Below are 23,122 nucleotides of genomic sequence, written 5' to 3' on the forward strand. Positions count from 1 at the left end.
GTATGCCAGCAGCTTGCGGCACGAAAGGGGTTACGGTATGCCCAGCAACGTACTATCTGACCGGACAAATTCCCTGAGCCCGTGGGGAATTTTCCGCACAATTTTCCGCATCAGCGCCACAACCCTCGGCGGCGGCGCCGTGATGATCGGCGTCATCAAGCAGGAAATGCTCCGCCAGGGGCTAATCAGCGACGAGAAACTCACCGACATGATCACCCTGTCCCTCTCGTCTCCCGGCCCTATGGCCAACAGCATGTCGTTTCAGGTCGGCTGGGAACTGGCTGGCGCGGCGGGAGCCGCAGCCGCTGTGATCGGCATGGCGCTCCCGCCGTTTATCACCATTCTCGTACTGGCCAGCTGGCTGCTCACCCACATGGGAATGGGACACACGTCGGCGTTTTTCGGCGGCGCGGCGGCCGGACTCGTCATTCTCATGGGGTCAATCGTTTTTGACATCCTGAAAAAGAGCGTCGCCCGGTCGAAAATCAACTGGTTCGTCTGCGTCGGGCTGTCTGCCGCCATGATCGCGGGGCTGCCGCCGATTCACGCGCTGTTCGGAGGAACGGTTCTCAGCCTCGTCCTTCACGAGTGGGATCGTCGGAGGGCGCAGAAATGATCCGGCTCTTTTTTATCTTCGCCCGCATCGGCCTGCTGACCTACGGCGGCGGGCTGGCGTCGCTGCCATTTCTCTACCAGACGTTCGTCCTGGAAAACGGCTGGATGACCGCCGGCGCGTTCGCCGAGGTGACCGCGTTGGCCCAGATGACCCCCGGCCCGATCGTCCTCAACGCGGCGACCATGCTCGGCTGGCGGTTCGGCGGCATGTGGGGCTCGATAGCCTGCTCCGCCGGCGTCGTGGCCGCTCCGCTCCTCGTCGTCGGAGCCCTCATGTGGGTCATTCGGACCGCGTCCGGAAAAGCGGCCCTGTGGGTCGACCGAGTCCGCATGGCTATGAGACCTGTCGTCGCGGCCATGCTGGTAGCCTCGTTGTGGAGCATCGCCCGTCCGGTAGCCGGCCGGCCGGTTCTGTGGCCGCTGACGCTGCTCGCGGCCTGTCTGTGGTGGAAAAGCGCCTTTATCCGCTCGTACCCGCAAGTCATGCTTTTTGCCTGTGCCTTGGCGGCTTTAGCGGCGAGTTTCACGCCGCTTGCAATATTTTTTTAGCTGAGCGCCCAGCAAGTTTTGCGCCTATCGATCAACAAAGGAGGTCCATTATGGCTCAACGCTCCAGATTCATTCACACCATCTCGGCAGCCTTGGCGACAGTCACGCTCGCCGGCGCCGTCGGGTGGGCCGCGACGACGGTCAAGTCGTTCTCCCCTCAGGGAGAACTCACCGATCCGAAACGTCCCATCACCGTCGTCTTTTCCGATCCAATGGTGGCACCTTTAGCTGTCGGGAAGAAGTTCCCGCTGATGGCCTCGCCGCTTCGGATTCGTCCGACGGTGGACGGCTACGCTGTCTGGAAGGACGTCAACAAACTGCAGTTCACGCCTCAAACCGAGTTCCCAGCAGCAACCGAGTTTTTCGCCGACTTCGGTCCCGGCGGCATTAAGGACGCCAAGGGACAGCTTCTCGCCGGCCAGCAGAACTTTTCTTTCAACACTCCGGCTTTAAAACTCGAAAAAGTCAGCCAAATCGGCATATCAGACAACCGGTGCACGCTGGAATTCGTCTTTTCGGCGCCGATTTCACCCCAGCGGCTGTACGGTTTTTTGTCCATTAAGGATTCAGAAGGAAATCAAATTTCCTACACCGTCGATACGAAGCAGCCTCAGAAAAATCTGATCGTCACGACTCAGTCCGTTGACGACGCAAGCGCCTTAACCTGTTCGCTTGCCGCCGGTCTCCGGCCGGACTCCGGCAGCCTTGGACTGGCCAATACCGAGGAGTACAACGTCAAAATCACCAGACAACTGGAAATTGACAACTCCTACACCAACAGCGGAAGAATCGTCTTCTCCCTGACAACGCGCGTGGACGTCGACGGCATTAAGAACTTTATCAAAGTTAAGCCGAACGTCCCGTTCCGAGTTTCCAACTCGTACGGCTATCTCTACGTGGAAAGCGACTCGTTTGTCCCCCGCTCAAGATTCACCGTGACGCTGAAAAAAGGTCTTGGGGGCGAATCAGGCCTGACGCAGGACTACGTTAAATCGTTTGTCTTCCCTGATCTGTCCGCAGATATTGAGTTCACCGGCACGGGCATTTTCCTCTCGCCATCTCAGGAGCCCCGTATTCCAATCCAGACGACGAACGTTCAAGACGTGAGCATTTCCGCTTACCGCGTTTATGACAGAAACCTTCCTCTGGTCCTGTCCAGCATTCAGTCCGCCCGGTCAGGCGACTGGGGCATCTCTGACGCCGTTCAGTGGGCCAAGCTTTTGACCACCAAAACGTTCTCCACCAACGGCGAACTGAACAAACCCGTCACGCGAGCCGTGAACCTGAAATGGTTCGACGAAAACCCGCACGGGTTGTACCTGCTCAAAGCAGAAAACAACGACGAGGACAGCTACTCCTCCACCGTCTGGCAGCTCGTGTGCATCAGCGACATGACCCTTTCCGCCCGAGTGTACCGTCAGGGACTCCACCTGTGGGCCAGCCACATTTCCGACACCAAACCGGTGGCGAACGGAACGGTTACCGTGTACTCGAGCAAAAACTTGATCGTCGGCACCGGCACGACCGACGCTGACGGCCTCGTCACCATCGTCCCAGAAGAACCTTGGACGAACGATACCCAGCCGTCGCTCGCCGTCCTGCAGAAGGACGACGACGTCACGCTCGTTCCCTTGGACGGCGACCTGCTCAGCGACCGGGGCATAAACACCGACGGCGTTCCATGGACCGACAGCCTGGACGGCACTTGGATCCTGCCCCGCAACATCTGGCAGCCGGGCGAGACGCTGCAGGCCCAGGCCCTTGTCAGAAACGCTCAGGCCCTGCCCGTCCCCGAAGTCCCGCTTCGCTGGAGCCTGAAGGGCCCTAACGGCGAACTGAGCAGCGGCTCGTTCACCCTGTCGAAGCTTGGGACGGCCTCCCTTGAGACGGCTCTGCCCGACGCGATGGCCTCGGGACAGTACTCGCTCGTTCTCGAGACGCCGGGCGCGAAATCGCCCATCACCGTTCGCACCATCCAAGTAGAAGAGTTCCGGCCGCCCCAGATTGAGGTCAAGTTCGTTGACGCTCCCGACATTCTCGTCGCCGGAGAAGAGACCCCGATCAACTTCCAGTCCGACTACCTGTTCGGCGCCCCGGGCTCCGACCTTCAATGGGAGCTGAGCTACCGCGCCGTGCCGATGGAATGGACCGTTCCTCAGCTCCCGGGATATCACTTCGGACCGTGGAACTACCGCAAGATCGCCTCGGAAGCCGACAGGCTCGCCGAGGACACGCTTGACGAAGACGGGAAGGGATCTTGGACGTGGCCTGAAGATCCCCCGTTCTCGTCGCCCGAAGCCGCTCCTATGAAGCTGAACCTCATCCTGTCCGTTCAGGAAAAAGGCGGGCGCTGGTCCGGCAAAACCTTATCCGTCCCGCTGCTTCCTGACAAATACATGGTTGGCGTGCTTGTCCCAGAATCGGATCTTCGTCCCGGCGTAGCGGTCGACATTCCTCTGGCTCTCGTTGACGCTCAGGGCGAGCCCGCATCAGGCAAAGTGGACGTCAAGGTCTCGCGCGTTGACTCCGAGTGGGTCATGGTCACAGAAGACGGCAGAAGCCGCTGCGTGTGGCAGGAAAACCTCGTTGAGACCGAAGCGACCTCCGTATCGGTCGACGGCAAAGGCTCCATCAACTACACCCCCGACGACGAGGGCGAATGGCAGCTTGAATTCTCCTGTGGCAAAAGCCGAACGACGATCCGCCTTTGCGCGTGGAAAGGCGCCCAGCCGGCGGCCCTCACTGGCCCGGAGAACCTCACCTTGTCAACCGACAAGGAAAGCTACAAGGACGGCGAATCGGCTCATCTGACCGTCAAGAGTCCCTTTGCCGGACGGCTGATCCTCTGCTCCGGCACCGACAAGCCGCTGTTTATCAAATCGCTCGACATGGCCGACACTCAGACGACCGTCGACGTTCCCACCGACGGGTTAATTCCCAACGGCTGGTGCGTCGCCTCTCTCGTTCGTCCGGAAGGAAGCAAGCGCCCCTACCGAGCCCTCGGAGCGATCGCAATTAAGAAAGACTTGACCAGTTCCCTGCTCAAAGTCACAGTTAACGCCCCCGAAGAGACCGAACCCGGATCGTTCAACGCCGTCATCGAAGCTCAGAGCGCCGACGGCAAGCCAGTCAACGGGACCGTCACAATTGCGCTGGTTGACCGGGGCATCTTGGGAATGTCCAACACCGACAACTCAGATCCTTGGAAGTGGTTCACCCGGCTGCGTCGGCTGGACGGCTCCACCTGCGACACGTACGACCAGCTGATGAGCAAACTCGACTTGGGCGTGCCGGCCCTTCATCCTGCGGGCGGCGATGCAGAATCCTGCCGAATGGCCATGTGCGAAGGCGACGTCTACTCGCCCATCAAAGCTGAAGACTACGTGCCCACGTCGATCTGGGAAGTTGACCTGCCAATGAAGGACGGCAAAGCGGACGTTCAGCTTGACATCCCCGAATTCCAAGGCAGCGTCAGACTTGAAGCCTTCGTCGCCGCCTTGGACGGCGTCGGACGTCAGACCGAACGGATCAACGTCGCCCGTCCTCTGATGAACAGCGTTTCCCTGCCCCGATACCTCGCCGCTGGGGACCAGTTCACCATCTCCGACCAGATCTTCGCCAAGGAAGACGGCCCTGTGCAGCTGACCGTCAAGCCGGAAGCCCTGCTCGACGCGTCCGGCGATCCTGCCCAAACCGTTAAGGTCGTCAAGGGACAGGCTACCGTCCAGTTGCCTGCACTCACCGCGCAGAAGTCGTCCGGCACGGCCAAGCTGACCGTTCAACTCAGCCAGGGCGACCTGTCGGCCTCTCAGACCGTCTCCTCGATGCTGCGTCCCGCGTGGCCGCACGTCGTCCTCTCGGGCGGCGGGAAGACCGACGGAGAATCGAACATCTCGATGCCTCAGGAGTGGTTCCCCGGAACCGGCACCGCTTCCGTCACCCTGTGCGGGAGCCCCGTCTCTGACGTAACCAAGCTCCTTGAAGCTACCGACGGCTGGGGATCCCGGATTCAGCAAGTCATCGCCCTCGGCTGGATCAGCATCGGACTGCCCCAGGCCCTTGGCGACGAAAGCCTGACTAACGAAGAAGAGTTGGCACGGAAACTCTACACGTCGATCACGTTCCTCAAGGCGCTTCAGAACTACGACGGCTCTTGGAGCTACTGGCGCGGCGATGATTCCGGCGACATCTACACCACCGCCCAAGTCCTCCACCTGCTTTCCGCCATGAAAGAACACGGCGTACCTGTCGACGAGAGCATGATCTCCCAAGGCACCCGGTACCTTCGTCAGAGCCTGTCGGACGAAGTTCCGGCAGACAACGCGGCTCAAAAGCTTGACCTCGTTGGCCGCGCCTACGCTTGCTACGCTCTTGCCCTGTGCGGCGACGCGCCGCTCGGTTGGATGAACTGGCTGATTGACCAGAAGACCCTGCCGGCTGATGGCTCAGCTCTCCTGTCGGCAGCATGGGCAGTGGCCGGCGACCGGAGCAAAGCCGAAACCATTTTGGGAGGCAAGGCGCCTTCGCTGGTCGACAAGCCGAACAAAAGCTGGTCGCCTGCGCTTCAGAGCCTAGCCCTTCGGCTGATCGCTCACGAAGCCATCGCCCCCGGCGGAGCTGACGCCCGCAACGACGCCGAAGCAATCGCCGCCGCTCTGGCAAAAGACTCGCTGTATTGGATTGACAGCTCGACCAGCGGCCTGCTGATCGCCGCGCTGTCCTCGTTTGCGGAACACGCCGGTGAATCCGCCTCATCCGGAACGCTCGTTGACTCAACCGGCAAAGAGCTGGCAACCTTTAACGGCTCACCGGTCACTTGGACCGGACCGGTGGACGGCCCCCTGACCGTCAAGGCCCAAGGCGGGACGCTCTGGTACAGCTGGTCGGTCCATGGCGTACCCTTGAACCAGCCTGCTCCGTTCGCCAAGGGAATTAAAGCTTCTCTGACCCTGACGGACAAAAACGGGGAGAAGATCAACGCCCAAGACGTCAAACTCGGACAGGAAGTCATTCTCCGCGTGACCGTCAAAGCGAACAGCAACAGCGCGAACCTGAGGACCAGCGTGCTCCTTCCCGCCGGACTTGAACTGACCGAGGCGGGCGAAGGAACAACGGGGAACGTTGGATCGCTGCGAATTGACAAACGGCTTGATCGGGTCATCCTGAACGCCGTCAACGCAACAGGCGAATTTGGATGGAACTTCCCCTGCCGGGCAGTCTTCCGCGGAACGTTCATCATTCCGCCTCTGTCCGTCGAATCCCCTGCCAACCCCGGCATCGGGTATCTGGGCAAAGCGGACAAACTCGTCATCAAGTAGCTAATCAAAGAAAAACGAAGGGCCCGGGAAGCAAATGCTTCCCGGGCTCTTCTCTTTGTATGCCAGTGACAGCACAACGTAAATTTTGATGAATCGTTTCAATTCAGACACGTCCTAGGGCCACCATAGCGTAAATACGTCCGCCTAGGTTTCAATTCGCGCGCCCGTGTAGGGCGCGACATGACGGCCTAATGATATGAGTCTTAATGTACTGTGTTTCAATTCGCGCGCCCGTGTAGGGCGCGACGGTTGAGTACCCGGATAACTTGTTGCTGGTCGATGTTTCAATTCGCGCGCCCGTGTAGGGCGCGACGGCGCCGGGCAGTTTCTGCTTTGACGCTGGCGAGGTTTCAATTCGCGCGCCCGTGTAGGGCGCGACGCCATGCTCAAGCCGCTATCGGACATCAAGCAAGGTTTCAATTCGCGCGCCCGTGTAGGGCGCGACAACGGCGCTGCCCTACGACGCGGGCGCCGAGACGGTTTCAATTCGCGCGCCCGTGTAGGGCGCGACAAGAAAAGATGAGGGCTACGCCGAGCCTACAGATGTTTCAATTCGCGCGCCCGTGTAGGGCGCGACGCAAGACTTTGCCTAAGCTTTTGCAGGCGAATGGTTTCAATTCGCGCGCCCGTGTAGGGCGCGACAATACTGGGTTTTCACGGTCAAAGGCACGTGGGTGTTTCAATTCGCGCGCCCGTGTAGGGCGCGACAGGCCCATTATCACGTGATGGTGATGTACGAGGGGTTTCAATTCGCGCGCCCGTGTAGGGCGCGACACACTTCAAGCCATAGGAACACAAAGCCATGATGGTTTCAATTCGCGCGCCCGTGTAGGGCGCGACCTACGACCCCCCAAGAGGTCGTTGGTCGTTGGTGTTTCAATTCGCGCGCCCGTGTAGGGCGCGACCGAAGACAGAGGAGGAAAAATAACCGCCCCACAGCGTTTCAATTCGCGCGCCCGTGTAGGGCGCGACGTCTGCGCAAAATCGATACGTTTTTTGCAAAAAATTTGTTTCAATTCGCGCGCCCGTGTAGGGCGCGACAAATCCGACTGCAAAGACAGACTTTCGTCATAGTTTCAATTCGCGCGCCCGTGTAGGGCGCGACCTCCGCGGGGAGCGGAGTTGTTAGCTTGCGGTGGGTTTCAATTCGCGCGCCCGTGTAGGGCGCGACTGTAGACGCCCAGCCCTACGTTTGCCCCGTTAATGGTTTCAATTCGCGCGCCCGTGTAGGGCGCGACCTTCCCTGAAGCCTTTTATGGCGTATTCAATAAAATGTTTCAATTCGCGCGCCCGTGTAGGGCGCGACTGCTGAAGCTCGTTGGTTTTTGCGCCACATGCTTGTTTCAATTCGCGCGCCCGTGTAGGGCGCGACAAGCCTAGGGCTGTTGAGTTAAGGGCCGCCTATCGCGTTTCAATTCGCGCGCCCGTGTAGGGCGCGACCAAGCTCGCGCACGCACGAGACCAGCGAGACCCTGTTTCAATTCGCGCGCCCGTGTAGGGCGCGACAGCGCTGGCATGCCTGGTTTGCGCCAAGCTGTGAGTTTCAATTCGCGCGCCCGTGTAGGGCGCGACGTCTTGTCGGAGAATACCCCAACTGGACAATCGCCGTTTCAATTCGCGCGCCCGTGTAGGGCGCGACAGGCATTTCTTCGTTCCTCTTCGTTGCTTACTTCCCGGCCTCTTTTCCGCGACCGTCTTTTCTTTTGCCCTTTTTGGCATTCTGCGGGGAGGTCTTTTGCTTGTGTTTGCAGGCAGACAGGACAGCGCGGCCCTGTTTTCTCTTTATCCCTTCACTCTCCCTAGAACCGCCAGTCCTGCGGGCATTTTATTCTCCCGCGGCGATCTGACCGCTTAGGGTTCGCGCTATAAAATCAGGTTCCCCTGCGGGTTGTAGCTCTTTTTTGCCCCGATAACTTCTACCCGTCTCTGCCAGTTGGCTCCCAGCATGTAAAACCTTAGGCTGTCGTGTTCCATGTCAATTTCATTGAGCAGATCCCTTCTGAGCTGAACCCACTGAGCTGGTTCGAGCAGGCATTCAAAGACCGAGAATTGCACGCGCTGGCCCCAGCTTTCGCAAAGTTTTGCAACGTGGTTCAGCCGACGCGTTCCTCCTTCTCCGCACACGTTGACGTCATAGGTAATCAATACGAGCATGGCCGCGCTCCTACTTCAGGAAAAACGGCGGGTAAAAATCAAGGTCCCCGCGCAGGAATCGCGCCAACAACATCGCCTGAACGTGAGGCAGCAAGCCGAAGGATATTTTTTCGCCTAAAACTGGGTGAATTATTTCCGTCCTCTTTCGATTTTCCCACTCGTTAAGAAAAATTTCCTTGCGCGCTTTTTCTGTTAAGGCAACTCCGCCAGCTTCGTCCGTCTCAAAATCGTTTGCCTGAAGCTGTTCGCGGTTTACTAACGCGAGGACAAACCGATCGACGACGACGGCGCGAAATTCTTCCATCAAGTCAAGCGCTAAGCTGGGACGTCCGGGGCGGTCTTTATGAAGGAATCCCACAGAAGGGTCAAGTCCGACGCTTTCCAATACGCCGGTTATTTCCGCGGCGAGCAGCGAGTACCCCAGCGACAGAAGCGCGTTGATGGGATCCGACGGCGGCCGTCGAGAACGGCCGTGAAATGAAAAGGTCTCCCGGTTCTTTAAAATCATAGAGTCGAAACAGCGAAAATAGATGTTGGCCGCGTCGCCTTCGAGGCCTCTCAGCTCATTGAGGTCGGTTATTGTGAAACCCTTGAGCTTGACAAGCAGCCCAGCCATGTCCCTGACAGCTTCATCAAATACATTTGTTTCTCTTTCTCGAGCATGGCGAAGCAGGACGGTCCGGGCGTTGGATATTTTGCTCAGTAGGAAAGCAGTTGCCAGTTCAGCCGTTTGAACCGGGTCATCGGCACGCCGAAACTGCATCCATCGGAGCAGGACGTTGCCTCTGACTGGTCCGCTGATTCGTCCCCGAAAGCGCCCATATACCGATAGATAGTTGATCGTGACGTTGTTAGCAAGACACAGGTTCATCGCGTCGGGAGTGAGCATGACTGATCCGAAACAGACAATTTGCTCCAAAATATGGACAGGAAACTGCTGGGGCGCCTGATCTTTCGCGCGAATTACCAGCGCTCGTCCGCTGCATGAGATTTGCCCTTCGTCATAGCTCAGGTAGAGCGTGTTTTTAAGCTGTTTCATGGATGATCGCCTCTACGGTATTCAACACATATTGCCTTGTTTGACCTCTACCTCGAAGCTCCGGACCGCACAAGTCCTTCATTGAACAGCTTTTGCACTTTTTATCCGCCTCAGGCGGCGGGAGAACTCCGCTCTGCAGAAGCGAGCGCGCTCTGCAGCAGAGTCTCTCCACCAGATCCCTGAGGTCTTTCGTCAACGTCACTTCAGTTCGCCGGCGCGTTTGGGCGTAAAACAGCACACCGACGGGAACGGAAACTTGCAGCATTTCTTCAAGACAGAGCGCTTGGCCGCAAAGCTGCACTTTGTCTGCCATGCCGCCGGCACCGCGTCCCCGTTTGTATTCCACTGGGAGCGGCGTCCAGCGCCCACGCCGCTGCGGGAGACGGACGCCGTCGCTTGACTGGTAAAACTCCACCGCGTCGCTTACCCCGTAGAGACCGAGTCGAACACACCGAAGCGGAAGTCCCCGAACCGAAAGTACGCCGTCACGAAACTCCTTTTCGTTGCTGTGAACGCGCTGATGTACGTCTGTCCCCGTCGCCGTCAGGTAATTTTCTTCCCATTCGCCTTCCATGTGAATGAGCGCCCACTGGCGCTCACAGAAAAGCAAATGCTGAAGTTCCGAGAGGAAAATCTCGCTTTCTCCGTCCAGCAGTCGGGGCTCTGCCCCGGAAACATCCTTCTCTATATCAGGACGATTTTTTTCCGCTCAGTCAGTTCCTGCCCGTCCAACGTCAGCCGATAATCGCCGAACGACCGAGGCGTGACGCCGTCGCTCACTGCAACGGCGATCTTTTCAAACAAGTCGGCCGCCGGGGCGGAACCTAGCGCGGACGAGTGCTTGAAGATGACGAGCCGACGGGCGGTCATCAAGCCTCTGGCGGCTGACCGGTCAATTTCGAACATGTTCAGTAGCGCGTCCCAGAAAATTTCCATGTCCTCTTCGGAGAACCCGGTCTGCTGGGCCAAAAACGGAGAGACGAAGCCATGAGCGCAGTACAGGGCGTACGGAACCGTGAATTTTCTGCCCATGGTCCGTTCTTTTTCCGCGTTCTTTTCGTTGGTGACGGCCATGCGAGTGATGCAGTGTTCCGCGACGACGATCGGCAGCTGCGAGCGGGCGAAGGTCAGCTGAATCGGACCGCGAACCTGCCCGGCGGTCTTTTTCCCGCCGCTGTCGCTGCTGCCGGTTGACATCACCGCTCCAAAGGCGCGGACGTCGTAAAAACGCGCGCACATCAGCTGCTGAGCGGCCATTTCAACCTGCGGGTTCTTATCTTTCTTTCCATCTTTCTTGTTCTCGCCGGAAGATTTTTTCTCCGCGTCGTCCCACGCTTGGCCGATCATGGTGTTCAGGACGGCCTTCTCCTTGATGAAAACCTCGTATCCCTCTTTGGGCTGGCCTTCCGGCGTCCGGCAGGCCATCATGATGTAGTTGCGGACTTTTCGTTTCAAGCACACGTCGCTGACAAGACCGTGACCTGTCTCCAAATCGATCCGCGGCTGGTTGTCCATGTCGGGGTCGCCGTTCGGGTTGCCGTCCTGCACGTCAAAATAAAACGCGAAGTCGTATCGGTTCGTTAAAGTCGTCATCTCTGCTGTTCCTTCCTTTCTTCATCGTTATTCAGCTGAAGATCCTCTTTTTTTGCTGACACGTCCTGATTCTGGTGATAGTAGCCGAGGAAAAATTTCCCCTGCTCGTAGAGGTTAAGCTGTCTGGGAAATTCGCCGACCCCTTCCATAACGCTGGCGAGCTTATTTTTCCACCATACGGCGCGTGGAAGACGATCTTGCGATATTTTCTGCAGATGGTGAACTGATAACTTAAAAAGCTTTGGGAACACGATTCCGGGCGTGGACGCCGCAGCGCCCAAAAACCGACTTGTAATGCTCTTGTTCAATTCCCCCTGAGCGATCCGTTGAATTGACTCTAAGATAGAAAATACCCTGCCCAGAACGTAACTGGGATCTTGACTCGCGTCGTCCAGTTTCACGCCAAAGACCTCCTTTTGTTCGCCCGCTGAAGTTCGCCACCGGTTCAGCGTCCCTCGAAGGAGTGATGCCAGTTCCGGCCTCACTTCCTGTTCTGCCCGAATCCGCACGATTGCCCGCTGGAAGCCAGCCAACGGGTACGGCACGCCGTCCACCACGCTGGACAATAATCCGCTGGGAATGTTGGGCGGCAGCGATTCGATTTTTCCGTCCAACGCCATTGCCCAGAGGATTCGGTCCAGCGGGAAGTTCACGACTTGGCCGCCGTAGGCGTCGATGGCCGTATCCTCCAAGTGACGGCGCAGGTTCGCCGCAAAGTGTTCCGTGCTGTCCACCCGCCAAAGCCTGACGGCAATTCTTGCCGAGTTTGCGGTCAGTCCCAAGAGGCAGAAGCGCCCTTTTTCGACGACCAGATCGGTTCCCTGACGGATATGGTCAAAAACGACTTTTAATCGGCCGACCTGCTTGTCCGGGTCTCCCTGCAACACGGCCCGAAAGTTCCCTTCTGACGCCGGATTTTCGCCGCCGATCGGCGCGTCCTTCGGAACCGACCAAAACACATAGGTGTCTTTTCCGATGATGGCCTTGTTCTTCTCCGAGGCGAGGAGCTGTTTTAGCCCTGAGGCGTAATCGAAAGCCGCTGCTTGGGAAACCGGCGCGTTGTAGCCCTGTTCTTTGTAATATGAGTCGTATCCCGAGTCTTTCTGGCAGCTCACCAACGACGCGCCGGTTTGTTTTCCCCCGCGAATCAAGAAGTCCGAGTGAATTCGGGCCAGCGGCGCCCTTTGGCCAGTAATCAGGCAGACGCCTTCCTCGCTGGGCTCAAAGGCTGCCAGATTTCTGGCCGCCTCTTGGGCCGGAACGGGCAGGTCACCGTCAATTAAACGGAACGTCAAGTTCCCGCCCGCTTCAAGGACGTTTCCCAGCGTTAGGTCTTTTAGGGCGGCGTCTAAGCCCTCTGGATTTTCGTAAAAATTGATGATCGCCTGAATTTCCTTAGAAAGGGTCCGGTCTTTCGACCGTTTTAGGCAGTCCTTCGTTTCTTGAATAAACGCGTCCAGCCGCTGGCGAAGGCCTTGATCGTCCTGCGCCGTGTGGATTTTTTTCTCCTTGTCGATTTCCGCACCCAACAGGTATTTGGCGTTGTCCCACAGAACTTTTGCCTTCACTCCGCTCGTGCGACTGACCGTATCCGGCACAAAATACCGTTTGCCTTTGAGGAACGATTTCCCTTTCGGCCCGACTTGCTCTTCCTGCATGTCATAAAACTGGTGAAATCGGCCGGTTGAATCAATTTCCACCAAAAACTTGAACTCCACGTCGCCGCAGCCGGTGGGAATGCCTGTTCCCACTTTCTGGCGGCGTTGCTCGTATTCGTACAGCGCCTGCAGAATCATCGCAATACCGCCTCGCTTTCCCAGTCGGGGACTTTAATAATTCCCCGGTCCATCTTGGCCCTGAAAAACGCCGGCTGCGGGTCCTCCGGCCGCGAAAAATCAAGGTCGTACAGCATAATTCCCAAGTCTCTCGTTTCGTCGATCGGCTGGCGTTTCTCCGTTTCCGGGTGGTCTATCAACCGCACCTCGCTGCAGGAAAATTCTCTGCACCCCAAATATGGCGCCATAAAGTGCTGCCCCTTTCGGGCTCGGCGCTCAAAAATCCCGTAGTACTTTCCGGGGTTTTCCCCTGACCGAATAATTTCCCGCTCGTTCTCGTCCCCCAAGCAGTCCGGCACCTGCAAGAATGTCCTCGGACGCTTGTGAGGCGGGATGTACTCCAGCTCGGCGACCAATCGGTACCGCACGTCCCGAAGGAGAATCGACGCTTTCTGCTGCCTGTGGTCTTCGATGCACAGCCCGCCGGAACTGAGCTTCATCAGGGCGCCAACTTCGTTCCGCCTGAACGACAGCCAGCGAATCGGCTCAAGCACGTGAATTTCTCTGATAATCCACCGAATCGCCGGTTTCCAGAAGATGGCCGTAAAAATTCCCCGTGCCGCCGACGGCGTGATGACGTCGTAGCTCACCCGCTCAACCTTCATTTCCGGCCGGGTGAAACACGCGAAGTCTCCCGCCACCTCCAGACAAAAACTTTTGTTAAAAAAATCCATTTGCTTCCCTCCTTTCACGTTGAAATTTTTATCGGATAAAAAATCCTACTGACGGTTGGCCGATGGCTCCGGTTTCCAAGTCGTACACGAACGCCTCGGACTGGACAAAATATCCTTCATCCGTCTCGTCAACAGCTCCAGAATACCGGAGTTCTTTCAGTTTGCTTTCCGGAATGCTCACCGAATACCGCTGAAGCGCCCGCAGCAGCTGGGGATTCGCCCCATTGCGTTTGAGCTCCCCAATCAGTTCTGCTCCGGCCCCGTAGGCCACAAAAACGCTCTGACGTCCTTCGTCGTCAATCATGTGAAAATCTCTTCCAAACGTGCGGAACTGAAATTCAAAACACTCAGCGTTTTCCACAAGCAGTTCGTAGTATTTTGACTGGTCAAACGTCCCGACGTCCCGATACAGCCTGTTGAAGTATTCCTTTATGACTGACGGGCAAAACAAATCAAACTCCGTCTTTTGGCCCAGCATGGCCTTGAAGGTCTGCTCGCCTTTGAGCAGCAGTCCCACGGGAGACGGCTTCATCGGCGAGAAAAGGTACAGCTGCCCCAATTTGCCCAGCTTGTTCAGTTGCCCTTCCCGGTTCGCCCGGCCAGCGGCCTGAACCGCCGAGTCAAGCCCGCAGAGCGCCCGAAAGACCACCGGAAAATCGATATCGACTCCCGCTTCAATGAGCTGGGTGCTGATCACGCGAACGGTCCTGCTCTCGTCTTTCAGGAGTGCTTTTATCTCGCCGATTCGATCGCTCCGGTGCTGAGGGCACATGTCCGCCGACAGGTGGAATAAATTCTCGCCGGAGCGGCTTTTTATCACTTCGTACAGCTCCCGACAGTCGCCCCGCCGGTTGACGACGGCGAGGACTCGCTGGTGTTTCAGCAAGTCGTCGGCCAGCTCGTCCCACGTTCGCGGCTGGGTCGGGTTGTAATCCCGTACCCATTCGGCCCGCAACAGCTTTTGATAAAGGTCCGCGCCCGCCGGAACAATTTGGCGAGGCTCCGGCAGACCGGGAAACGAAACGTTCTGACCGTCGCTAAAAGTCCGCGTTAAAGCCGGTTGGGTTGCGGTGCACAGAAGGACGGTCACGCCGAAATGCTTAACCAGTCCTTTCAGGACGGACAGCACGCCGCGCATATGCTGCAGCGGGAGCATCTGGGCCTCGTCGAGAATGATGACGCTGCGGGAAATATTATGTATCTTTCGGCAGAGCACTCGACGGTCGGACAGCAGGGACTCGAAAAGCTGAACGTTTGTGGTGACCACAATCGGCGCATCCCAGTTTTCAGCCGCTAGTTTGTTCTGAAGCGTTTCGCGCTCCGGCAGGATATTGGAGTGGTGCTCCAGAACTGCCCCAGTGTCACCGAAGATGCCGCGCAGCACGTCCGCTGTTTGTTCGATTATCGAAACATATGGTATTGCATAGATGATTCGGCGCCTACCATTTGTCAAGCAGTGTTCCAAAGCAAAAGCCAGAGACGCAAGCGTTTTTCCGCCGCCGGTCGGCACGGTCAGCTGAAAGAAGCCGGGCTCGCAGTGACCGGCCTGTCGGCACCAGCCGAGTACCTTCGATCTGACTTCGTTGACCGGGCTTTTTTCCGCCAGCCGTTCCTTTTCGTCCATATAAGAGTCGAACCGGTGCTTCAGGTCCTGCATGTCGAACTGGCGGGACCGTTGTGCGGCCTGGTCGGGGCGGCAGAATCGTTCGGTGTCTAGCGAGTCCGCGTCAACCAGAGCCGAGTAAAGCATTCGAACCCATAGATTGAGATATTCTCTCGGGACATCCTCCGAACCGTCATCGGCAAACCATTTTTCAAGCCACTGGCGGATTTCCTCATTCAAGTTCAACGCTACTGAATCGAGACGCGTCAGCTCGGCCGGGTAGTCCACCTGCCGCGCACCTGTCCCGAGCGCCTGCCGAAGGGGATTCAGAAGGCGGCTGACGTCCAGATCGCCGTTTTTCGTCGCCAGCCGGTTGATGAGCGCCCCGCGGCCGCCCGTGCGCCAATCAGCCAGCCCAGCGTGATGGCCGGCAATGGCGTAGGCCAACCCAGTCAAAGGTCCTGAAACGTTCGGCTCGTCCCAGTTGTCCCAAAAGCCTTCCAGTACGGCGGCCGCTCCGGCTTCGCTGTGTGATACTTTATGAATAGGATTTTTCTTCTTGTCGTCGTCCTTGTCTTCATCTTCGGAACTTTCTGAGGAAGCGCTCTCGTCATAGTCTTGAACGCGCAAGTATTCTTGCCACTGACACGTACTTTTACCTAAATCATGGTACATCCCAGCGAGCCGCCCCCAAAAACCATCTCCCCATTGATTAGCAAAAGACTCCGCCAGCGCGGCAGTGCCGCGAACGTGCTCTTCTACTGTCTGTTCGATAAGATGGTCTTCCTCGCGTCGAGTGTGAGCGATTGCTTTCAAGGTTTGCGACCTCCTTTGGCCCCAACATATGAAATGTTCTATATAATTTAATTTAAAATTTCATTGTAATGAGTATCCGTCTTTTCTTTATCTTTGTCAAGTGATCAATTCATCACGACGAAGTTATTCGACCTAGCAACTTATGATCTTCTTTCATTTATGCCCATACTAACGCTGTGTATCGCCACTCTGGCGCCGATAGCCATGCCTCATCTTCGTGCACTTGTACAATAACCGAACACTGTCATGCTATACTCTTTGCAACGCGCGGTAAAAACGTCTATCACAAACAGACCTAGCGTTCCGTCCTCTTCTGCAGTTTGACGTGTGAATTGAAACTATATTATTTAGCTTATTAAACTATTACGTCGCGCCCTCACGGGCGCGTGAATTTCAAGTCTTTACCCAGCCGCGCGTACTGCACCTGTTCCACGTTGAGCCGGCCTGCTGTCCGTTTTTGAACAGCAGGCCGACTTTGCTTTTCCACAGTTCTCAGTTCTCGGTCGACGTCTTATAATTAGAAAAACGCCAGCGTTTGAAGGAAAGCGGTCACGGTTAGCCTGATCATTGGCGACTTTTGCGGCTCGTCCCCCGAGGGACGGTCGGCGCTCTAAAAACTTCGCGCGACTCTGCCGCCAACCCGCTGCTCCGACGCTCCCTCAGTTGCCACAGGCGACCCCCTGCTCGACCGGCGCGTGAATTGAAACTGGGACTGCGTCCAGCGCAAAGAACCACCTGAAGTCGTGCCCTACACGGGCGCGTGAATTGAAACAATCAATCCGTCGAGTTTGATACTTCCAAGGTAGAGTCGCGCCTTCACGGGCGCGACAATTTCAAGCCCTTACCCGCGCGTGTTGCACCTGTTCCACGTCGAGCCGGCCTGCTGTCCGTTTTTGAACAGCAGGCCGGCTTTGCGTCTTTCGCGGTTCTTCGTTCCCGTCATGGCGTCATATAATAGGGAGCCTGAGACGATTTCCGCCGCCCTCCTGACGGCTGAAGGAGGAACGTTATGATTGGGCCAATCATCGGCGACTTTTGCGGCTCGCCCTACGAGGGGCGGCCGGCACCGAAAAACTTAACTCAACTTCTGTCGCCGGCCTGCCGCTGGTCCGACGATACGGTTCTGTCGGTTGCCACGGCAGAAGCCCTGCTCGACGGACGGACAGACGCGGCCGGCTTTGCCGAGTACTATATGAGCTGGGGAAATCGTTATCCGCTGGCTGGGTACGGCCCGGGTTTCGCTGGCTGGCTGGCGGTCGGAGATCCGACGCAACGGCGCGCCAGTTGGGGGAACGGGAGCGGGATGCGCGCTGGGCCGATCGGCTGGGTGGCGTCTTCCCTCTCCGAGTGCTTAGCCCTCGCCAACGAGTCCGCCTCGGTCACTCACGGCCACCCGGACGGGATTCGAGGCGCTCAGGCTGTAGCCGGCGGCGTTTTTCTCGCCCGACACGGCCAAAGCGACGGGGAAATAAAGCGCTGGTTCACCGATACGTTCGGCTGGGCCGTTCCCGAGTGGGATATTTCTCTGGCCAACCGGGGCTGGGACGCGTCCTGCGCCGGCACCCTGCCGCTGGCGTTTTCCGCCTTTTTCGGCGCAGCGAGCTTTGAGGACGCGCTGCTTCGAGCCTGCCGTTTTGGCGGCGACGCGGACACGATCGACGCGATGGCCGGGGCTCTGGCCGAGGCCCGCTTTCCCGTTCCGTCTTCTTTGGCCCTTCCGGTCCTAGCTTCTCTTCCAAAGGATATGACCGCCGTTGTGGAGCGGTTTGAATTGCGCTGGCCTGCCGTGCAGGCAAGAAAGGACGTTTAATTGACTTCTTCTCTCGACCGAGCCCGGTCGCTTCACCGGGAGTTTCTTGTGGCTGACGCTCATTTTGACCTGCTCGCCCTGTTGGCGATAGAACGGCTCGAGAAAGGCCGCTCTCACGTCCTACGGGACGATTTTCTGCCGGAGTTCCGTGCCGGCGGCGTCGACCTGATTGTGTCGTCGATTTTCGTCGAAAACCGTTACATTCCCGAGATGGCTCTGCGTCACGCCTTAGATCAGATCGCCTGCTTTCACGAGGAGCTAGACGAGTGCGGCGGCTCGGTCGCGCTGTGCCGTTCGACCGATGAGATTCGCCGGGCCCGTGCGGCCGGCCAGGTCGCTGTCCTGCTGTCCTTTGAAGGGGTCGACCCGCTGGGAACGGATTTGAACCTGCTCCGGGTCTTTTACGAGCTGGGCGTCCGCGGCGTCGGGCTGGTGTGGAGCCGCCGCAACGCCGCCGCCGACGGGGCGTTTTTCGCTCCCCGTCCGGAAGGAAAAAAGGGCGGCCTGACCGATTGGGGCGTTCAGCTGGTGAAGGAAACTCAGCGTCTGGGCATGTACTTGGACGTCAGCCACCTGAACGACGAAGGCTTCGACGATTTGGCCGCCTTGGGCGTTCCGTTCCTCGCGTCCCACTCCAACTGCCGGGCCCTGACGTTTACCATGCGCAACCTGACGGACGCGCAGATGACCCGTCTGGCGTCGGCAGGCGGCGTGATGGGGACAAACTGCTCTTCAGGCTTTGTCATTCCGTCGCCGGATCGGCTCCGCCGGCCGACAGATCCGGACTGGCGAAACGCGACGCCGCACGAGCTGGCGCTCCACGCCAGACACGTGAAGGAGCTGATCGGCTCGGAGCACCTGTGCTTTGGCTTCGACTTCTGCGACCGGTTCGCCCCCGCTGGTCAGGGACATGACGCGCTGGGCGGCCACACGGCGACGCCTGAGTTCACCGTCTGTCTCATCGACGAAGGCTTCACCGACGGCGAGCTTCAAGGCGTCCTCGGGGAGAACCTGATGTCCTTCTTGGCCCGAACCATCGGCTAGGCATTCAAAAAAACGAGCGGCCGCACTTTGCGGCCGCTCGTTCTCTAGGTATTAATTCATGCAGATCGACGAAGATCCGTCGGCGTACCCCAAAAGCTCTGCTGGCACTCGGACGAAGCCTGTCATGCCCCACTCAAAAGCCCGCCAAGCGGGCAGTCGCACAGAAGGCAGAGCCATCTCGCACAGGGTCACCGAGCCATCAGCGTCGACCCGACAGAGCGGGTTCAGCTTCATTCGGCGCAGAGCCGCCACGGCCAGCTCGGCCGCCGGCGGCGAAAAAAGCGTGACGAGCTCGGCTTTCATCGGCCGCCGACACGCCAGAAAGGCTGCCCGCGCGACCACCCCAGGCAGGAAGTCGAGGGCGGCGAGGACGCGACGAACCAGTTCACGCCATCCCCGTTTGGGCCATCTGAGGCGAAAAAGCCTTTGAAGCGGCTGGACGGGGTGAACGAAGACGAACGCCGTCTGCATCCAACAGATCACCCCGCGCCGAGGTTTAAGCGGGTTTTCGTCCCGCTCGAACAGGTAGGTCACGTCGAGCAGGTCCCCGCAGTCGCAGGACAGCAGGTACAGTCGGCCGGGTACTTCTTCCCCGCCAAGACTGAGCGTCGTTTCGATTCGGCAAATTCCCGATACGCTCACGTTCCCCGCTCCTCTCGGCCGACAGCGTTTGACCTGAAAATTCCCGGCACAAAACCGCCGAGACGGTTTAGAATAGAGTTCAGCTATCCGGCGGTAACAGTATTGTATCAACCGCCTGAGCGAGCTTCAACGCCGAAAGGAGACGCCATGACCGACACCGAACTTCTGCGCCTCGAACTGCGGCTGCTGCCTCTGCCTCTGGGGCCGGCGGGCTTTGAGACGTTTCTCTCCTGCTGGGTCGTCACGGGGGAACCGACAACTCTCGTGGACTGCGGCGCTCCCAGCACAGCCGGCGCGTTGATTGCCCAGCTGGAAGGGCTGGGCCTGACGCCTGAGTATTTGCTGCTCACCCACATTCACATGGACCACGCCGGCGGCGCGGGGGAACTGGCCCGCCGCTGGCCTCGCCTCAAGGTAGTCGCCCATGAAAAGGCCCTCGCCCACTTAGCCGCCCCGGAGAAGCTGACTGAGGACACCCGCGCGGCGCTGGGGTCGGAGCTGGCCAACGCTTATGGACCGATGACGCCCGTCCGGCCGGGCCAGCTTTTCGGCCCGGAGATGTTGCCGCCGGGCTGGGAAGCCTTGCCGACGCCGGGACACGCGTTTCATCACCTGTCGTTTTTCTGCGACCTGCCGGAGGGCGAGCGGGCGTGTTTTGGCGGCGAAGCGCTCGGGACGCTGGGGCACCCGTCGTGGTTTATCGACTCGGCGCCACTTCCTTGGCTGAGGCCGGCCACCCCGCCGAAACAAAAGCCTTCGGTCACTGCCGCGTCGATCGGCTCGGTAAAAAACGCCCGCTGGTCCCTGTACTGCGCCGCCCACTTCGCCGCGTCGCGGGACAGGCGGCTGCCCGACCGGGCGTTGGCCCAACTCCGCCTGTGGGGCGCTTTCGCCGATCAGGCCGTTCGGGAAGGCTGGGACGACGATGAGACGGTCGACCGGCTGTTAGCCGCCGACGGCGAGCTGGGCACATGGGGCGACCTGAAGCCGGACGTCCAAGGCAGGGAGCGCTTTTTCATGCGCAACAGCATCAGAGGCCTGAAAGAGTTCATCAAAGGACAGGGGAACAACCCGACGGTTCGTCCCGTCGGATCTTGGAGGAGGGGAAACGATGCTTAAACTGATTTATAACGTCACAGTGGAACCGGTGGACAGGCCGACGATCAAGGACGGCATGGTGCTCGTCCGGGACGGGAAAATTTTAAGCGTGGGGCAAAACGTCTCAGCGCCGGAAGGAACGGAGCGAATCGACGGTCACGGCGGCATACTCACGCCCGGGCTGGTCGACGCCCACACTCACATTGGCTCCTGCCCGGAGGGAATGCACTACTCGATGACTGACGAGAACGAGATGACGTCGCCGGTCACACCGCAGGTCCGCATTATTGACTCGGTCTACCCGTTCGACCGGGCGTTCGTCGAGGCCCGCAGCGGCGGCGTGACCACCGTGCAGACTCTGCCGGGCAGCGGCAACGTCATCGGCGGCCGCGGCGCGGTGCTCAAGACGGTCGGCACGGTCGTCGACCAGATGGCCGTCAAGGCTGAAAGCTGCATGAAAGCCGCCTTGGGCGAAAACCCGATCGGCGTGTACAAAGAGCGTCACGCCATACCCAGCACCCGCATGGGGAACGCGGCGGTCATGAGAACAGCCCTTCAAGACGCCAAAAACTACATGGACGGCAAAAAGCGCAACGCCGCCAAGGAAGAGAGCGACCGGGACGCTTGGGAAGTCAAGCTGGACATGGAAGAGCTGGCGCTCGTCCTCGAGCGGCGGATTAATTTCTCCGTCCACGCTCACCGGGCCGACGACATCTGCACCGCGGTGCGGATTGCCAAAGAGTTCGACCTGAAGCTGACGATCGAGCACTGCACCGAGGGCCACATGATCGCGCCCTACTTGGCCGCCTGCGGCGTGAAGGCCGCCTGCGGTCCGGCGCTCAGCACCCGAACCAAGCCGGAGCTGGACAACCAGACGTGGAGGAACATGTCGGTCCTTCGGGACGCGGGCGTGCACTTCTGCATTATCACCGACCACCCGGTGATTCCACTCTACTCGCTGATCCTTAACGCGTCGCTGGCCGCCAACGCCGGGCTCACCAAGGCGGAAGCCCTCCGAGCCGTCACTCTTTCGGGCGCCGAGCACTTGGATTTACAAGATCGACTCGGCTCCATCACCGAAGGCAAGGACGCCGACCTCGTCCTGTGGAACGGCGACCCGCTGGACAGCCTGTCTTCCGTTGACTTCACCATGATCGGCGGCGAAATCTGCTACCGCCGAGGCGACACGAACCGATAGACTTTTAACAAGAACGGCGCCCAGCTTTCTTTTGAAAGCTGGGCGCCGTTTGTTTATTTCATCGGCTGGCTTCTTTTTTTCTGAAGGAGTGCCGCCGTATCGGCTGCGGCGTTCGCCTCCAGCCGCTTCGCGTCTGACGGGGCTATTCCGTTTTCCCGCCGTATTTTTTCCATCGTCCGCTCGGAGTCTTTTACCCCGTTCAAAAGGCACCGACAGGCCCAATAATACGCCTGCTGCGGATCAGCCGTCCCGTCCTGCGCTTCCACAAAAAGCCGGGCCAGCGTCTCCTGCGCCCGAGGGTCGCCGCCCTCGGCGGCCGCTTTATACCAGCTCAGCGCCTTCACCCGGTCGCGGGGAACTCCGTCGCCGGTCTCATAGGCCGAGCCGAGGTGAAACTGCGCTCTGGGATCGCCGGCTTCCGCCGCTTTGGCGTACCACTCGGCGGCCTTCGCCTTGTCCGGCGCCACGCCGTCGCCGGACGCGCAGCACAGCGCCAAGCTGAACATCGCCCGGGCATGGCCGCGGGACGCGGCCTCCTCAAACCACTTGACCGCCTCAGCGCGGTTTTCCGCCACCCCGTCGCCGAAATAGTACATGTTGCCCAAGTTGAACGCCGCGCCGGCGTGTCCGCTGCCGGCGGCCGAACGGTACAGCTCCTGCGCCTTCGCGCGGTCAATCGGCACGGCCATGCCGAAATGATAACAACACCCCAGCATGAACTGAGCCTCCGGGTCTCCGGCAGCCGAAGCCCGGTTCAGCCACGTCAGCCCTTTCTGCTGGTCCTTCTCCACGCCGTCGCCGATCATATAGGCCCAGCCGAGACGCCCCTGAGCCGCCGGGTCGGTCTCGTGACCGGCAAACCACGCCGGTTCCGCGCCGAAGGCATTACAGGACAGAACGAACCACGCACAAGCCACTGACAAAAAACGTCTCACGCCGTCATCTCCTCCAATTATTCGCCGCGCAGATTTCCATAAACAACGAGGCGCCACAAAACGACAAACTCAACACCAACCTATCATACTCTAAAGTTTCCCCCGCGCGGCCGAAAGTTGGGACCGTTTTCTGGATAAAGGCGCGGCGCTTTGCGTTAACGTCCCTGATCAGGCAAAAAAGGTGCCGGAGACAGCCCGC

16 protein-coding genes and 1 CRISPR repeat array are annotated in these 23,122 nt (G+C 58.9%); of the genes, 7 read left to right on the forward strand and 9 right to left on the reverse strand.

Annotated features, from left to right (window positions below; genetic code table 11):
- Positions 1-37 precede the first annotated feature (37 nt).
- Genes JONANDRAFT_RS06760 through JONANDRAFT_RS06770 form a run of 3 tightly spaced genes read left to right on the forward strand, consistent with a single transcriptional unit; the run spans position 38 to position 6,482 of the window.
- Entirely contained in the window at positions 38-616 is a 579-nt protein-coding gene (locus tag JONANDRAFT_RS06760; RefSeq protein WP_231286755.1) for a chromate transporter, read from the forward strand.
- Entirely contained in the window at positions 613-1,164 is a 552-nt protein-coding gene (locus tag JONANDRAFT_RS06765) for a chromate transporter (protein WP_008521911.1), read from the forward strand. The genes JONANDRAFT_RS06760 and JONANDRAFT_RS06765 overlap by 4 nt, the downstream gene beginning before the upstream one ends.
- A 50-nt stretch (positions 1,165-1,214) precedes the next feature.
- Positions 1,215-6,482: an Ig-like domain-containing alpha-2-macroglobulin family protein gene (locus JONANDRAFT_RS06770; RefSeq protein ID WP_008523299.1), complete on the forward strand. Its 5,268-nt coding sequence runs from the start codon at positions 1,215-1,217 to the stop codon at positions 6,480-6,482.
- Between the two features lie 148 nt (positions 6,483-6,630).
- Positions 6,631-8,121: direct repeats of the CRISPR family, unit length 32 nt; unit sequence GTTTCAATTCGCGCGCCCGTGTAGGGCGCGAC.
- Between the two features lie 224 nt (positions 8,122-8,345).
- Here JONANDRAFT_RS06770 and cas2 read toward each other — a convergent pair.
- From cas2 to JONANDRAFT_RS06805, 7 genes are read right to left on the reverse strand one after another with little or no spacing between them, the layout of a single operon-like run.
- The gene (gene cas2 / locus JONANDRAFT_RS06775) at positions 8,346-8,636 is read right to left on the reverse strand and encodes a CRISPR-associated endonuclease Cas2 (protein ID WP_008519395.1); all 291 of its coding nucleotides are present in this window, start codon (positions 8,634-8,636) and stop codon (positions 8,346-8,348) included.
- Positions 8,637-8,646: 10 nt separating this feature from the next.
- Positions 8,647-9,675 carry a type I-C CRISPR-associated endonuclease Cas1c gene (gene cas1c / locus JONANDRAFT_RS06780; RefSeq protein ID WP_008523300.1) on the reverse strand — a complete coding sequence of 343 codons (1,029 nt, stop codon included), beginning with the start codon at positions 9,673-9,675 and terminating at the stop codon, positions 8,647-8,649.
- On the reverse strand, positions 9,662-10,363 hold the full coding sequence (cas4, locus tag JONANDRAFT_RS06785; RefSeq protein WP_008523301.1) for a CRISPR-associated protein Cas4: 702 nt from the start codon (positions 10,361-10,363) through the stop codon (positions 9,662-9,664). The genes cas1c and cas4 overlap by 14 nt, the downstream gene beginning before the upstream one ends.
- A complete protein-coding gene (gene cas7c / locus JONANDRAFT_RS06790) occupies positions 10,360-11,268 on the reverse strand; it encodes a type I-C CRISPR-associated protein Cas7/Csd2 (RefSeq protein WP_008519400.1) in 909 nt (302 codons plus the stop codon). The genes cas4 and cas7c overlap by 4 nt, the downstream gene beginning before the upstream one ends.
- Positions 11,265-13,064, reverse strand: coding sequence for a type I-C CRISPR-associated protein Cas8c/Csd1 (gene cas8c, locus JONANDRAFT_RS06795; protein WP_008523302.1), 1,800 nt, complete (start codon positions 13,062-13,064; stop codon positions 11,265-11,267). Before cas8c ends, cas7c begins: the two co-directional genes overlap by 4 nt.
- Positions 13,061-13,777 carry a type I-C CRISPR-associated protein Cas5c gene (gene cas5c / locus JONANDRAFT_RS06800; RefSeq protein WP_008519404.1) on the reverse strand — a complete coding sequence of 239 codons (717 nt, stop codon included), beginning with the start codon at positions 13,775-13,777 and terminating at the stop codon, positions 13,061-13,063. The genes cas8c and cas5c overlap by 4 nt, the downstream gene beginning before the upstream one ends.
- Positions 13,778-13,805: 28 nt before the next feature.
- Complete coding sequence (locus JONANDRAFT_RS06805; RefSeq protein WP_008523303.1) at positions 13,806-16,196, reverse strand: CRISPR-associated helicase/endonuclease Cas3; 2,391 nt, start codon at positions 16,194-16,196, stop codon at positions 13,806-13,808.
- A gap of 1,009 nt (positions 16,197-17,205) precedes the next feature.
- On the opposite strand from JONANDRAFT_RS06805, the gene JONANDRAFT_RS06810 reads away from it, so the two are divergent.
- Both JONANDRAFT_RS06810 and JONANDRAFT_RS06815 read left to right on the forward strand, forming a co-directional pair.
- Complete coding sequence (locus tag JONANDRAFT_RS06810; protein ID WP_008519410.1) at positions 17,206-18,006, forward strand: ADP-ribosylglycohydrolase family protein; 801 nt, start codon at positions 17,206-17,208, stop codon at positions 18,004-18,006.
- Positions 18,007-19,050, forward strand: a complete 1,044-nt coding sequence (locus JONANDRAFT_RS06815) for a dipeptidase (protein WP_008519412.1) — start codon at positions 18,007-18,009, stop codon at positions 19,048-19,050. It begins immediately after the preceding gene.
- Between the two features lie 51 nt (positions 19,051-19,101).
- Here JONANDRAFT_RS06815 and JONANDRAFT_RS06820 read toward each other — a convergent pair whose 3' ends face one another.
- Positions 19,102-19,692 carry a hypothetical protein gene (locus JONANDRAFT_RS06820; RefSeq protein ID WP_008519414.1) on the reverse strand — a complete coding sequence of 197 codons (591 nt, stop codon included), beginning with the start codon at positions 19,690-19,692 and terminating at the stop codon, positions 19,102-19,104.
- Positions 19,693-19,839: 147 nt separating this feature from the next.
- Between JONANDRAFT_RS06820 and JONANDRAFT_RS06825 the strand changes: the two genes are divergently transcribed.
- Positions 19,840-20,811 (forward strand): MBL fold metallo-hydrolase, encoded by a 972-nt coding sequence (locus JONANDRAFT_RS06825; protein ID WP_008519415.1) that lies wholly within the window; start codon positions 19,840-19,842, stop codon positions 20,809-20,811.
- Positions 20,804-21,988: an amidohydrolase gene (locus tag JONANDRAFT_RS06830; protein WP_008519417.1), complete on the forward strand. Its 1,185-nt coding sequence runs from the start codon at positions 20,804-20,806 to the stop codon at positions 21,986-21,988. The genes JONANDRAFT_RS06825 and JONANDRAFT_RS06830 overlap by 8 nt, the downstream gene beginning before the upstream one ends.
- 53 nt (positions 21,989-22,041) lie before the next feature.
- Here JONANDRAFT_RS06830 and JONANDRAFT_RS06835 read toward each other — a convergent pair whose 3' ends face one another.
- Complete coding sequence (locus JONANDRAFT_RS06835; protein ID WP_008523306.1) at positions 22,042-22,923, reverse strand: tetratricopeptide repeat protein; 882 nt, start codon at positions 22,921-22,923, stop codon at positions 22,042-22,044.
- Between the last annotated feature and the right edge of the window lie 199 nt (positions 22,924-23,122).

It is taken from the genome of Jonquetella anthropi DSM 22815, from assembly GCF_000237805.1.
In the GTDB taxonomy this organism is placed as follows: domain Bacteria; phylum Synergistota; class Synergistia; order Synergistales; family Dethiosulfovibrionaceae; genus Jonquetella; species Jonquetella anthropi.